General features: G+C 57.6%; 15 protein-coding genes. 11 read left to right on the top strand and 4 right to left on the bottom strand.

The genetic code is table 11. The features are described 5' to 3' along the window. The first annotated feature begins 57 nt into the window (after window positions 1-57). The 7 genes from VHE58_04760 to VHE58_04730 all read left to right on the top strand — a co-directional run bounded on the left by VHE58_04760 (window position 58) and on the right by VHE58_04730 (window position 5,550). Window positions 58-1,161: a VanZ family protein gene (locus VHE58_04760; protein HVS26592.1), complete on the top strand. Its 1,104-nt coding sequence runs from the start codon at window positions 58-60 to the stop codon at window positions 1,159-1,161. A 33-nt stretch (window positions 1,162-1,194) separates the two neighbouring features. After that, window positions 1,195-1,503: a (2Fe-2S) ferredoxin domain-containing protein gene (locus VHE58_04755; GenBank protein ID HVS26591.1), complete on the top strand. Its 309-nt coding sequence runs from the start codon at window positions 1,195-1,197 to the stop codon at window positions 1,501-1,503. Between the two features lie 15 nt (window positions 1,504-1,518). Further along, window positions 1,519-2,130, top strand: a complete 612-nt coding sequence (locus VHE58_04750) for an alpha/beta hydrolase (GenBank protein ID HVS26590.1) — start codon at window positions 1,519-1,521, stop codon at window positions 2,128-2,130. After that, window positions 2,118-3,029: an ATP-binding cassette domain-containing protein gene (locus VHE58_04745; protein ID HVS26589.1), complete on the top strand. Its 912-nt coding sequence runs from the start codon at window positions 2,118-2,120 to the stop codon at window positions 3,027-3,029. Before VHE58_04750 ends, VHE58_04745 begins: the two co-directional genes overlap by 13 nt. Then, window positions 3,029-3,817, top strand: coding sequence for an ABC transporter permease (locus VHE58_04740; protein HVS26588.1), 789 nt, complete (start codon window positions 3,029-3,031; stop codon window positions 3,815-3,817). The genes VHE58_04745 and VHE58_04740 overlap by 1 nt, the downstream gene beginning before the upstream one ends. A 135-nt stretch (window positions 3,818-3,952) precedes the next feature. After that, window positions 3,953-4,363 (top strand): protoporphyrinogen oxidase HemJ, encoded by a 411-nt coding sequence (gene hemJ / locus VHE58_04735; GenBank protein ID HVS26587.1) that lies wholly within the window; start codon window positions 3,953-3,955, stop codon window positions 4,361-4,363. Window positions 4,364-4,398: 35 nt separating this feature from the next. Then, window positions 4,399-5,550, top strand: coding sequence for a THUMP domain-containing protein (locus tag VHE58_04730; protein HVS26586.1), 1,152 nt, complete (start codon window positions 4,399-4,401; stop codon window positions 5,548-5,550). 136 nt (window positions 5,551-5,686) lie between these two features. Here VHE58_04730 and VHE58_04725 read toward each other — a convergent pair whose 3' ends face one another. Next, window positions 5,687-6,823 carry a PilT/PilU family type 4a pilus ATPase gene (locus VHE58_04725; protein ID HVS26585.1) on the bottom strand — a complete coding sequence of 379 codons (1,137 nt, stop codon included), beginning with the start codon at window positions 6,821-6,823 and terminating at the stop codon, window positions 5,687-5,689. A gap of 24 nt (window positions 6,824-6,847) precedes the next feature. Then, the gene (locus VHE58_04720; protein ID HVS26584.1) at window positions 6,848-7,891 is read right to left on the bottom strand and encodes a type IV pilus twitching motility protein PilT; all 1,044 of its coding nucleotides are present in this window, start codon (window positions 7,889-7,891) and stop codon (window positions 6,848-6,850) included. 80 nt (window positions 7,892-7,971) lie between these two features. Here VHE58_04720 and VHE58_04715 point away from each other — a divergent pair, with 80 nt between their 5' ends. From VHE58_04715 to VHE58_04700, 4 genes are all read left to right on the top strand, one after another. Further along, window positions 7,972-8,658 carry a YggS family pyridoxal phosphate-dependent enzyme gene (locus VHE58_04715; protein HVS26583.1) on the top strand — a complete coding sequence of 229 codons (687 nt, stop codon included), beginning with the start codon at window positions 7,972-7,974 and terminating at the stop codon, window positions 8,656-8,658. A 100-nt stretch (window positions 8,659-8,758) separates the two neighbouring features. Further along, entirely contained in the window at window positions 8,759-9,304 is a 546-nt protein-coding gene (locus tag VHE58_04710) for an SRPBCC family protein (protein ID HVS26582.1), read from the top strand. Between the two features lie 25 nt (window positions 9,305-9,329). Further along, a complete protein-coding gene (gene proC, locus VHE58_04705) occupies window positions 9,330-10,142 on the top strand; it encodes a pyrroline-5-carboxylate reductase (protein HVS26581.1) in 813 nt (270 codons plus the stop codon). Window positions 10,143-10,260: 118 nt separating this feature from the next. Next, window positions 10,261-10,833: a YggT family protein gene (locus VHE58_04700; protein HVS26580.1), complete on the top strand. Its 573-nt coding sequence runs from the start codon at window positions 10,261-10,263 to the stop codon at window positions 10,831-10,833. A 393-nt stretch (window positions 10,834-11,226) separates the two neighbouring features. Here the strand turns inward: VHE58_04700 and rng are convergent, their stop codons facing one another. Both rng and VHE58_04690 read right to left on the bottom strand, forming a co-directional pair. Next, window positions 11,227-12,681: a ribonuclease G gene (rng, locus tag VHE58_04695; protein ID HVS26579.1), complete on the bottom strand. Its 1,455-nt coding sequence runs from the start codon at window positions 12,679-12,681 to the stop codon at window positions 11,227-11,229. Beyond that, window positions 12,678-13,298, bottom strand: a complete 621-nt coding sequence (locus VHE58_04690) for a Maf family protein (protein ID HVS26578.1) — start codon at window positions 13,296-13,298, stop codon at window positions 12,678-12,680. The genes rng and VHE58_04690 overlap by 4 nt, the downstream gene beginning before the upstream one ends. Window positions 13,299-13,303 lie beyond the last annotated feature (5 nt).

Genomic DNA, 13,303 nt, shown 5'->3' with positions numbered 1-13,303 from the left:
AATATGTCATAAAATGTCATTGCTACTGCTCTGAATGGGCTTACGGAAAAAACAATAATGGATTCGACACTGGCAACGAATGAATCGGTCCCTCGTCCGCGCGGCGCCAGGCTCGCCGCTTATCTCGCGCTAGCTTACCTGCTCCTCATCGTCTATGCCAGTTTGACGCCATTTACCGGTGGCTGGCGCGATCCCGCCGTGGGCCTCTGGTCGTTTCTGTTAGCGCCCTGGTCGCGCCATATCAGGCGCTTCGACACTTTCATCAATTTCCTCGCCTATATTCCGCTGGGTTTTCTGTTAGCGCTGGCGCTGCAATCGCGTTTAAGCATCAAGGCCGCACTGATGGCTTCCACTCTGTGTGGATTCACACTAAGCCTGGGGATGGAAGCGGTGCAAATGTATTTGCCAGCCCGCACCAGCTCCACTCTGGATATTCTGACCAACGGGTTGGGAGGCTTCACCGGCGCACTCATCGCCGCACGCGAGGAGGTGCGCGGGCTGATTGCAGTCCGTCTCGCCGAATTCCGCGACCGCTGGTTTATTCACGGAAGCCTGGGCGATCTGGGACTGGTGCTGCTGGGATTGTGGTTTGTCAGCCAATTGAATCCATCACTGCCCCTGCTGGGCATCGTATTTTTTTCCGAGCGCGTGGATTCCATTGCTCACCGCTTCAGCCTCATGGGCAGTCTCTCGGTCATGTGCAATCTTGTGAGCATCGGTCTGCTCCTGATGGTGCTGATGCGCACCGCCAGGGTGGCCATCATCGCCATGCTTGTACTGTTATTGGCAGCCTCTGTTATCAAGCTTCTGGCCGCGGCGGCGCTATTGAAGCCGGAAGCGCTGCTGCAGTGGCTAACCGCCGAATCGGTCATCGGCATCGGTTATGGCTTGTTTATCGTCGCCGCATCGCTGCTGCTTACGATTCGTCAAATCATTCCGGTGTGTGCTTTTGCGCTGGCGGCGGGTATCTTCGTCGCCCACCTGCATGCGGGCGAATCCCGCTCAAGCCTGGCGCTGCATTTGTTCAGTTGGCATTACGGGCATTTGCTCAATTTCACCGGCCTGGCGCGGATTGTCGCTGAACTGTGGCCGTTTACCGCGCTCGGTTATCTCTACCTGCTGGTGCAAAGACTCCGCGCGGGAATCCGGCATCGAGTATAATAGATTGAGTCGCATTTGCACTCGGCCGGTGCCATGAGCCACTATCAAAGACATGTGTTTTTCTGCTGCAATCAGCGCGAGCCCGGCGAAACCTGCTGCAACAATCATCACGCCAATGATTTGCGCACCTACGCCAAGGAGAAAATCAAGGCGCTGAAGCTGGCTGGCCCCGGTAAAATCCGCATCAACAAGGCGGGCTGCATGGACCGCTGCAATGAAGGCCCGGTGCTGGTGGTTTACCCGGAAGGCGTGTGGTACACCTATGTCGACCAACACGACATTGATGAAATTGTCGAACAACACCTCTGCCGTGGGCGCATTGTTGAGCGCCTGAAAATATAGAGTGCTTTTGCCGCATTGCATCCCCTCACCCTGCGCAAACTGTTCATCGACGGGCCGGCGGGCCAGCTGGAAACCGTCATCGATCATCCTCCTGAAGCGCGCCGGGGCATTGCGCTGATTGCCCATCCTCATCCTCTGTTTGGCGGCACCCTGGACAACAAAGTGGTGCAGACACTCGCCAAGACTTTTGTTGAGTTGGGATATGTCGCGCTGCGCCCCAATTTCCGCGGCGCGGGAAAAAGCGCGGGCGCTTTTGATGAGGGACGCGGCGAAATCGAAGACATGCTCGCCGTCGCCGGATTCGCCCGGCGTGAGTTTGGCAATTTGCCTTTCCTGCTTGCCGGTTTTTCCTTCGGCGCCTTCGTGCAATCGCGCGTGATGACGCGGCTACCTGCGGAAAAGCTGGTGTTGATTGCCCCCGCGGTAGAGCGTTTTGACATCAGCGCGGTTCCGGCAAATACGCTGGTCATTCACGGCGAAGAAGACGATGTGGTGCCACTGGCCTCCGTGCTCAACTGGGCGCGCCCGCAGCAGCTGCCGATTGTCCTGCTGCCCGGCACTGGGCATTTCTTTCACGGGCGACTTACCCAGCTCAAGCAAATCGTACTCGACGCATGCAAGTCCTGAGCGTTCGCGGTTTACGCAAATCCTATGCCGCGCTGGAAGTCGTAGCCGGGATTGAGCTTTCGATCGAGCGCGGCGAATGCTTCGGTCTGCTCGGCCCCAACGGCGCCGGCAAAACCACCACCTTGCGCCTGTGCCTGGGACTCAACGAGCCGAATGCGGGCGAGATTTCCATGCTGGGTTTCCCGGTGCCGCCGCAAGCCAGACAAGCGCGGCTGCGGGTGGGCGTCATGCCACAACACGACAACCTCGACCCGGATTTCACCGTGCGCGAAAACCTGCTGGTGTACGGCCGTTATTTCGGGCTCCCTGACCAGGTAATCAACTCGCGCATTCCCGCTCTTCTCGATTTTGCCGGACTCGCCACGCGCGCCAACGCCAAAATCTCCGCTCTTTCCGGCGGCATGAAGCGGCGGCTCACCCTGGCGCGGGCGCTGGTGAACGATCCCGACCTGATTTTTCTCGACGAGCCGAGCACCGGCCTCGATCCGCAGGCGCGGCATTTGATTTGGGATGGTTTGAAGAAACTCCTGAACCGGGGCAAAACGATTTTGCTCACCACCCATTTCATGGACGAGGCGGAGCGGCTGTGCAACCGCATCGGCATCATGGATCATGGGCGCATCATCGCCAGCGGGACGCCGCGCGACTTGATTGCAAAACACATCGAGGCGCAGGTGGTGGAGGTTTTCGGCGAAGACGTGGAGAAATGGCTGGAACAACACGGGCAAAAATTAGCGCAGCGCTGCGAGCGCACCGGAGAAACCGTTTTTTGCTACACCGGGGAAGCACAACCCCTCATTGACAGCCTGCAGAACGCAAGCCGCCTGCGTTATCTCCACCGCCCGGCCAGCCTGGAAGATGTGTTTTTAAAGCTCACTGGAAGGGAATTGCGCGAGTGATGCCGAACCGCAAATACTTCCGGCCGCCGCAGATCAGCCTGCGCTTCATTCCAGTATGGCGGCGTAATTTTCTGGTATGGAAAAAACTTGCCATACCCTCGATCCTTGGCAACCTTGCCGACCCTTTGCTTTACATGTTGGGATTGGGTTACGGCCTCGGCGTTCTGTTGCCCCAAATCAACGGCATGTCCTATATCACTTTTCTCGCCTCCGGCACGCTTTGCTACAGCACCATGAACACCGCCAGCTTCGAGGCGCTGTATTCCGCGTTTGCGCGGATGCACGTGCAAAAAACCTGGGATGCCATTTTGCATGCGCCGCTCACGCTGGACGACGTTCTGTTTGCCGAAATGGTCTGGGCGTCCAGCAAGAGTTTTTTGAGCGGCATCTCGATTCTCCTGATTATCTGGACGCTTGGGCTGTCGCATTCCTGGCTGATGCTGCTGCTCATCCCGCTCATTGTGCTGATCGGCTTGAGCTTCGCCGGTTTCGGTCTGATAATGACCTCCGTCTGCCCAAGCTACGAGTTTTTCCTGTATTACTTCACTCTCTTCATCACCCCGATGGTGCTCCTGTGCGGGGTATTTTTTCCGGTAAGCCAGTTGCCCCTGTTCTTGCGGGAAATCTCCTCCTATCTGCCGCTCACCCATGCCATAGAACTGGCAAGGCCGCTAGTCAGCGGGCGAGTGCCCGAACGGGCTTTAATGCATATACTGGTTCTTGCCGGATATGGCGCAGTCGGCTTTTATGTGGCGCTGGTATTGACACGCCGGCGGCTGCTGAAATAAACCCAAAAACTCGCTAAACCGCCGATTAACGCAGATGAACGCAGATATTTCAGCAGCCGGAAAAATAATCTGTTTTGTCGGCATTTATCGGCATTTATCGGCGTGTATCGGCGGTTAACTGCGGAATTTAAGTTTATGCTCTGGATCAAAGCCTTTCATATTATTTCAGTCGTGGCGTGGTTTGCCGGGCTTTTCTACCTGCCGCGGCTTTTTGTTTATCATTCGGCAGCCGAAGACTCCATCAGCCTCGAGCGCTTCGTCACGATGGAGCGCAAGCTCTATTTCTACATCATGACGCCGGCGGCGGTGCTGGCGCTGGGTTTCGGCTTCTGGCTGTTGGGTTACGGCTTTTCCGGCATGTGGCTCAATCTGAAACTAGTGCTGGTAATCGCGCTGATTCTTTTTCACATGTTTTGTGGCAAGCTGCTCATCGACATCAAGAACGACCCCAAGAGCCACAGCCGGAAATTCTACCGCTGGGTTAACGAAATTCCCACTGTCATTCTGATTGCAATAGTAATCCTGGTTGTAGTCAAGCCGTTCTGAGTCGTAGTATTCCAATTCATCACTCGTCGCTGGTCATGGAAAAATTCTTTGCATCCTGCCCGCGCGGTCTGGAAAAATCGCTGGCAGCGGAACTTCAGTCTCTCGGCGCGGCGCGGCTCGAAGCGACTGACGGCGGAGTTACCTTTGCCGGCGAGTTCCCGCTCGCTTACAAGGTCAATTTGCACAGCCACGTCGCCAGCCGCGTGTTGTGGTTGCTCGCCCAGCGGCGCTACCAAACCGAGGAAGACGTTTACCGGGCGGCGCATGCGCTGCCGTGGACCGACTGGTTTGAGCCCGAATTGACTCTGCGCGTCAATGTTTCCGCCATTCACTGCTCCCTTCCCAGTCTGGATTTTGTCACGCTCAAAATCAAGGACGCCGTGTGCGACCGCTTCCGCGAGGAAACCGGCAGGCGTCCGAGCGTGGACACGCAGCGGCCGGACCTGCGCATCCACGCTTTTCTCGACGCCAGGGAAATTTTTTTATATCTTGACACCAGCGGCGAACCGCTATTCAAGCGCGGCTGGCGCAAGGTCCAGGGCGAAGCGCCGCTGCGGGAAAACCTAGCCGCGGGAATTCTGCATCTTGCTTCCTGGTCGCCGGGGATTCCGTTCCTCGACCCGATGTGTGGCAGCGGCACTTTTCTAATGGAAGCGGCATTGATGTCGTTCAACATGGCGCCGGGCATGGGGCGGCATTTTGCTTTCGAGAAGCTCAAGAATTTCAATGCGCGCAAATGGAAAATGCTGCTGCATGAAAGCGAACAGGGACAGAAAGCAAAAACTCTCCTGCCGGTTTATGGCAGCGACCTCTATGGCGAGGCCTTGAAACACGCACGCGCCAATCTGGCGGCGGCAGGACTGGAAGGTACGGTCGCGCTCAAGCAGGTCAATGTGCTGGAAATTACGGCGCCGGCAAGCGCGGGGATCATGGTCACCAATCCGCCCTACGGCAAGCGCGTCGGCGAGATTGATGAGCTGGAAAAATTTTATCCACAGCTGGGCGATGTGCTCAAGAAAAAATTCAGCGGCTGGAACTGCTACATTTTCAGCGCCGACATGCGTTTGCCGAAATTGATCCGGCTTAACGCCTCGAAGCGCACGCCGCTTCACAACGGTCCGCTGGAATGCCGGTTGTTCGAATACAAGATCGTCGCTGGATCCATGCGCAAGAACAGACCGGACTAAATAGGGGCGTAAAGCGGAACCAGTGTTCGGCTTATAGACGAGGCGCGAGCTTGGCCCGAAGCGGAGTGTATAAGGCAATACATGAGCATTCGGGACAAGCGAGCAACAAAGTATAGAAGCCGAATACGATGTTCCGCTACACGATATTGAGGTGATCGATGCCGGACATCACATCCTTGTCTTTCGCCTCCGACCCGTGCAGCTTGATTCTCAAGCGCAAGTCGTTGACCGAGTCGGCGTTACGCAGCGCGTCCTCATAGCTGATCTGCCCCGCTTCGTACAGATCGAACAGGGACTGGTCAAAAGTCTGCATGCCCAGCTCGCGCGATCTCGACATGATCTCTTTGATCTCATGCACGTCGCCTTTGAAAACCAGGTCGGAAATCAACGGTGAGTTCAGCATGATTTCGACCGCTGCGACGCGCCCTTTGCCCTCTTTTTTCGGAATCAGGCGTTGCGAGACGAAGGCACGGATGTTCAACGACAGGTCCATCAGCAGCTGCTGTCTGCGCTCTGCAGGGAAGAAGTTGATGATGCGGTCAAGCGCCTGGTTGGTGCTGTTGGCATGCAGCGTCGCCATGCACAGGTGTCCGGTTTCGGAAAAGGCGATCGCGTAATCCATGGTCTCGCGCTCGCGGATTTCGCCGATCTGAATCACGTCCGGCGCCTGGCGCAGCATGTTTTTCAGTGCGGAAAACCAGTTGTCGGTATCCACCCCGACTTCGCGCTGGGTGACGATGCAGTTTCTGTGCTCGTGCACGAATTCCACCGGGTCCTCGATGGTGATGATGTGGCCGTAGCTGTTTTCATTGCGGTAGCCGACCATCGCCGCCAGCGAAGTCGATTTGCCACAACCGGTGCCGCCGACGAAGATAACCAGGCCGCGCTTGGTCATGGCGATGTCCTTGAGCACCGCCGGAAGATTAAGATCCTCGAATTTCGGGATGGTTGTGGTGATAGTGCGCAGCACCAGGCCGACCCGGGCCTGCTGCACAAAAGCGTTGACACGGTAACGGCCGATTCCCGGCGGGTTGATCGCGAAATTACATTCCTTGGTGGCTTCGAATTCCTGCGTCTGCCTGTCATTCATCAGCGCACGCGCGAATTCCTGGGTATGCTGCGGCGTCAACGCCTGGCTGGAAACCGGCGTCACCTTGCCGTCCACCTTGATCGCCGGCGGGAAACCCGCGGTGATAAACAGGTCGGAAGCTTTTTTGCTGAGCATCAGGCGCAGCAGATCGTTCATGAATTTTACTGCCTGCTCTCGTTCCATAATCTGCTCCTTGCGAAACAGCCTTTATCCGAAAAAAATATCCTTGTTCGACGCCTTGCCGCGCGCTTCCTCGGAAGTCACGACACCGCGCTTCACCAGCTCCATCAAGTTCTGATCCAAGGTCTGCATTCCCACGTTCTGTCCGGTTTGAATCGCCGAGTACATCTGCGCCACCTTGTTCTCGCGGATGAGATTTCGGATCGCCGGTGTGCCGATCATGACTTCATACGCCGCCACGCGCCCGCTGCCGTCCTTGGTCTTGAGCAGCACCTGCGATATTACTGCGCGCAAGCTTTCCGAAAGCATCGAGCGCACCATATCCTTTTCCGCCGCGGAAAAGACGTCAATGACGCGGTCCACCGTCTTGGCAGCGGAGCTGGTGTGCACGGTGGCGAACACCAAGTGGCCGGTCTCGGCGGCGGTCAGCGCGAGACGTATGGTTTCCAGGTCGCGCATCTCGCCCACCAGCACGTAATCCGGATCCTCGCGCAGCGAGGAACGCAGAGCGTTGGCGAAGGAGAGCGTGTGCGGCCCAACTTCGCGCTGGTTGACGAGACATTTCTTGCTCTCATGCACAAATTCGATCGGATCTTCCACCGTCAGGATGTGCCCGTACACCTTTTCATTGATATAGTTGACCATCGCCGCGAGCGTGGTGGACTTGCCGCAACCGGTGGGGCCAGTGACCAGCACCAGGCCGCGCGGCTGGTCGGCGATGGCGGCGAAGGTTTTTGGCGCGTTGAGTTCTTCCAGGCTCAACACCCTGGAAGGAATGGTCCGCATCGCCACGCTGGCGCCGCGGTTCTGGTTGAAGGCGTTGACGCGGAAGCGCGCGAGATTGGGAATGGCAAAGGAAAAGTCGAGCTCGAGGTTTTCTTCGTAGATCTTGCGCTGCGAGTCGTTCATGATGTCATACGCCATGTCGTGTACTTCCTTGTGCTCCATCGCCGGCAGATTGACGCGGCGGATGTCGCCATGCACGCGGATCATCGGCGGCATTCCCGCCGAAAGATGCAGGTCGGAAGCCTTGTTCTTGACGACGAAAGCCAGCAGTTCGGCAATATCCATTATAATCCCCGGGGATGTGAAGGCAGGGAGCGCTCACGAACAGCAGGCGCCGTCCTTTCCTCCCTTATTGATGAATCATTATGACCGCAATCGCTTTGGCTTTGCAAGCTGTCAGGGAACGCGTTGCAGCATGCGCCCAAGCAGCCGGTCGGGCACCCCGCGAAATACAGCTCGTCGCAGTCAGCAAGACTTTTCCGCCCAGCAAAATTGTCCAAGCCCATCAAGCCGGGCAGACCGCCTTTGGCGAGAACTATGCGCAGGAAGGAGTGGAAAAAATTCTGGCGCTGGAAAAAATTTTGCTGGAGTGGCACTTCATCGGCCCCATCCAGAGCAACAAGACGCGACTGATTGTCGAGCACTTTGCCTGGGTGCACAGCGTGGACCGCGAAAAAATCGCAGAGCGGTTGTCCATCGCGCGCCCGTCTCATCTGTCTCCACTGCAGGTTTGCATCCAGGTAAACGTAAGCGGAGAAGCAACCAAAAGCGGCATCTCGCCCGGTAATGCGGCGCGGCTGGCCCGATTTATTCAAGATTTGCCCGGGTTGAAACTGCGCGGCCTTATGGCCGTCCCTCAGCCGACCGTGGATTTCGAATTGCAGCGCCGGCAGCTTCGAAAGTTGCGCGAAATGAAAGACGCACTGGTGGCGCAGGGCATCCCGTTGGATACACTCTCGATGGGCATGTCGCACGACCTGGAAGCCGCGATTTGGGAAGGCGCCACGCTGGTGCGCGTCGGCACGGCTATTTTCGGCGAGCGCAAGCCCTGAAGAACAGACCGCAATAACGCTTGCACAACATCGGGCTCAACCCTATACTCGAAACGATTCTTTTTCAACCCTTATCTCAACCCTTATCGGAGTCAAACAAATGAAAAAAAACCTTGCGCCCCTACTTGTTTTGCTTCTGGCTTTGCCGTTCGCCGGCGTGGAAGCGAAAACCCAGAAACCGGCCAAGCTGCCAAAGCTAACTGTGACCCAAACCATCGAAATCAAGGCCTCTCCCGACGCGGTGTGGGGCAAGATCAGCGATTTCAACGGTCTTAACACCTGGCATCCGGCCGTGGCGAAAAGCGAAATCTTGAGCGGCACCAATAACCAGAAAGGCGCCGTGCGCCTCTTGACTCTGCAGGACGGCGGCACCATCAAGGAAAAACTGCTGCGCTATAACGCTAAAGGCAAGAGCTTCAAGTACAGCATCATTGAAGGCGTGCTGCCGGTCAGCCACTACGAGTCCGTGATTCGCGTGAAGCCGGGCAAGAATAGCGGCTCGGTCGTCGAGTGGTTCGGCAAGTTCCAGCGCAAGTCGCCGCTGGTCAATCCGCCGGCCGGAGAGAATGACGCTACCGCGAAAAACACCATCACCGCGATTTACAAAGCGGGCTTGGAGAATCTGAAGAAACTGGCCGAAGGCTGATAATTAGCTTCGCACCGCAGCAACAATGCAAATTACATTCATTGGCGGTGGCAACATGGCGAACGCCATGGTCGGCGGATTGTTGCAAAAGGGCTACGTCGCCGAGAGCCTATGCGTGGTGGATGTCTCCACGGAAGCCCGCGACAATATCAACAACCGCTTCGGCGTTGCCGCTTTTGCGGATCTAAATCAGGGCTGCGCCGAAGCCGGCATCTTCATTCTCGCCGTCAAACCGCAGCAAATGTGCGAAGCCGCGCGAAATCTGAAACCCCTGCTCAAGCAACAATTGGTCATTTCGATTGCCGCCGGCATTCGCACTGCCGATCTTTCGCGCTGGCTTGGAGGTTATACCCGAATTGTGCGGGTAATGCCCAATACGCCGGCGCTGGTGCTCTCCGGCTTCTCCGGCCTTTACGCCATGCCGACAGTAACGCCAGCGGAAAAGCAGCAGGCCGAAGCGATTTTGGGCGCGGTGGGCGCAACGCTGTGGCTGGAGCGCGAGGAGCAACTGGACGCGATTACCGCGCTGTCGGGCAGCGGTCCGGCTTATGTTTTTTATTTCATTGAAGCGCTGCAGCAGGCAGCCAGAGAGCTCGGGTTCGATGCCAATCAAGCTCGGCAGCTTGCGCTCGCCACGTTTTCCGGCGCGGTGAAATTGGCAAGCCAGGGCGAAGACGCACAAGCGCTGCGGAGCCGCGTCACATCAAAGGGCGGCACCACCGAGCGCGCGATTGGCAAGATGGATGAAGCGCAGATCAAGCAACATATCATCGATGCCGTCCGCGCTGCGGCTGGGCGCTCACGCGAACTCGGGGATGAATTCGGCAAGGCGGGATAATAAATGGAACCGGGCGGGATAACCGCGGGCCGCTTTCCCCTTCATCCAATCCTGCTCCCCCGGCGGAGAAGGAATCTTTTCTATCTCCCCCGGGGAGGAGAAGGGTAGGAGGGAGGATATGTTTGGCCAGGCATTGCAATTTCTCCTGGAAACTACGTTTGATCTGCTCGCGCTGGTGCTGCTCATGCGTTTTTACATGCAAACCCTGCGCGTCTCGTTCCGCAACCCGGTAGGAGAATTCGTGGTGGCGCTCACCGACTGGCTGGCGCGACCGGTACGGCGCGCGATTCCCGGCCTTTTCGGATTCGACCTCGCGAGTTTCACCCTCGCCTGGGCCATGCAGGTCATATTACTGCTCTTGCTTTACTGGATTAAAGGCTTCGTTTTTGCCGGCTCTCCCGGCATTGCCGCCGGCATTTTGCTGACCCTCGCCCTGCTGGAAGTTATCAAGCTCAGTGTTTACCTTCTGATTTTCCTGATCATCGTGCAGGTGTTGTTCAGCTGGGTGAATCCCCATGCGCCGCTGGCGCCGCTATTCAACAGCCTGGCCCGGCCGTTCCTGCGCCCGTTCCGGCGCCTGATTCCCCCGATTGGGAATGTGGACTTGTCGCCGCTGTTCGTCCTGGTGCTGGCGCAACTTGTGTTGATTCTGATTACTCAAGCTTATCGCACGATAGCGGGCATGTTTTAAGTTTCCCCTTCTGAGCCTCCAAGCGACGAAATCAAATCAGGGGAATTCGGTGAGCACTGTTTGAGCGCTTAGCGCGAGTTGCGCAGCCGCCCAATTTGCCAACAAACCGAAGGAATCCGTAGGACGGCGCAGTAGGGTGCCCTTTTGGTTCTGGCATAACATGCTTCGCATGTTAGCCTCCGCCGCAACTTCGTTGTCTTTCAGGTTTCTTTCTTTTGGGCAAGCAAAAGAAAGAAACCAGCCGCCGTGCGCCTCGGATCACGGTGAGCGCAGCTTTGTGCGGGGACGAGGCGCAGCGGCTGCAAGAAACACTGTTTCCTGAGGCTTATGCGGCCGCTTCCGCACCCCAAGCTTCGCTGACCGTGTCGCGGCCGCCCACCGGCGAACTTAAACTCACATCAGCACGATATCGTACTGTTCCTGCGTGTACTGCGTTTCCACCTGAAGCGAGACCGGCTTGCCGATGAAGTCGCCGAGCATGGCCAGGCTTTGCGACTCCTCGTCGAGGAACAGATCAATCACATCCTGTGAAGCGAGAATGCGGTACTCGCGCGCATTGAACTGCCGCGCTTCACGCAGCAGCTCGCGCAGGATTTCGTAGCACACGGTCTGCGCGGTCTTCACTTCGCCGCGCCCGTGGCAGGTCGGGCACGGCTCGCACAGCACATGGGCGAGGCTCTCCCGCGTGCGCTTCCTCGTCATCTCCACCAGACCCAGGGCGGTGAAGCCGTTCACCGTCATGCGCGTGCGGTCGCGCGCCAACGCCTTCCTGAATTCCGCCAGCACCGCGTTGCGATGCTCTTCGTTGTCCATGTCGATGAAGTCAATGATGATGATGCCGCCCAGATTTCTGAGCCTCAATTGTCGCGCAATTACTTGCGCCGCTTCGAGATTGGTCTTGAAGATGGTGTCGTCGAAATTGCGCCCGCCGACAAAGCCGCCGGTGTTCACATCCACGGTGGTGAGCGCCTCGGTCTGGTCGATAATCAGATAACCGCCGGATTTCAGCTCGACGCGCCGCGCCAGCGCTTTCTGGATTTCCTCTTCCACGCCGTGAAGGTCAAACAGCGGGCGCTCGCCGGTATAGTGCTCGATGCGCGGCACTACATTGTCCATGTAATTCTGTGCAAACGACTGCATTTTGTGAAAAGTCTCACGCGAATCCACCACCACCCGTTCACTATCTTCGCTCACGAAATCGCGCAATACGCGCAAGCTCAGGGTAAGGTCTTGATAGAGCAGCGTCCTCGGCGGCGCCGATTGCGCTTGTTCCTGAATCCCGTTCCACAGCTTGCGCAAGTACTCGATGTCGGCGAGCAGCTCGCGCTCGCTTGCGGTTTCGGCCATGGTGCGAATGATGAAGCCGCCGCTTTGGTCCTGCGGCAGAAGCTGCTGCAGCTTGTCGCGCAGATGGGCGCGCTCTTCCTCATCCTCGATGCGCTGCGAAATGCCAATATGCGTTTCCTGCGGCAGGTATACCAGCATGCGCCCGGCCGCGCTGATTTGCGTGGAAAGCCGCGCCCCCTTGCTGCCGATGGGATCTTTAATCACCTGCACTAAAAGCTTCTGCCCCTCGTGCAGCAATCTTTCGATGGGCTTCGGCTCTTCGCCGTTTTGCCATTGCCCCCAGATGTCCGCCACATGCAGGAACGCCGCACGGTCGAGGCCGATTTCGACGAACGCCGACTGCATGCCGGGCAGCACGCGACAGACCTCGCCGCAGTAAATGTTGCCGACCAGGCCGCGGCCGCTCACCCGCTCGATGTGCAGCTCCTGTACCACGCCCTGCCCCATCACCGCAACGCGCGTCTCCTGGGGGGTAACGTTAATTAGAATGTCTTCGCTCACAGCACCTGGTATCCGAATTCCCGCATTAATTCTGCCGTCTCGAACAACGGCAGACCCATGATGCCCGAGTAGCTTCCGTCAATTTCCGCAATAAATGCCGCGGCCAAACCCTGGATCGCGTAGCCGCCCGCCTTGTCGAGCGGCTCGCCGGTGGCGACGTAGTTCAGAATTTCCTGGTCCTTGAGCTCGCGAAAGCGCACTGATGTCACGGACAGGCGCAGTTCCAGCCTGCCCTCCAGCTTCATCGCCACCGCGGTCAGCACTTGATGGATTTGCCCTGAAAGCTCCTTCAAGATCCTCACCGCATGTTCGCGATTTTCCGGCTTGCCGATGATTTTCCCGCCCAGCGCCACTGTGGTATCCGCCGCCAGCACCGGGAAGTGCCGCAGCCTTCTTCGAATGACTGACGACCAGCCGGCTTCGGCCTTGGCGCGCACGATGCGCTTCACATAATCTCCCGGGGGCTCGCCGGGATGGGGCGATTCGTCCACGTCGGCACCGCGTACAAGGTATTCCCGAAACAGCACGACCTCGAAATTCACGCCGATCTGTTTTAACAACTCGCGCCTTCTGGGGCTCCTCGAAGCGAGGTATAGGTGCTGGTCGGGACGTTTCATTTTGT

This window comes from Burkholderiales bacterium (assembly GCA_035543335.1).
In the GTDB taxonomy this organism is placed as follows: domain Bacteria; phylum Pseudomonadota; class Gammaproteobacteria; order Burkholderiales; family JAHFRG01; genus JAHFRG01.
The sequence above is the reverse complement of the archived record's forward strand: the minus strand, read 5'-3'. Positions and strand labels throughout refer to the sequence as shown.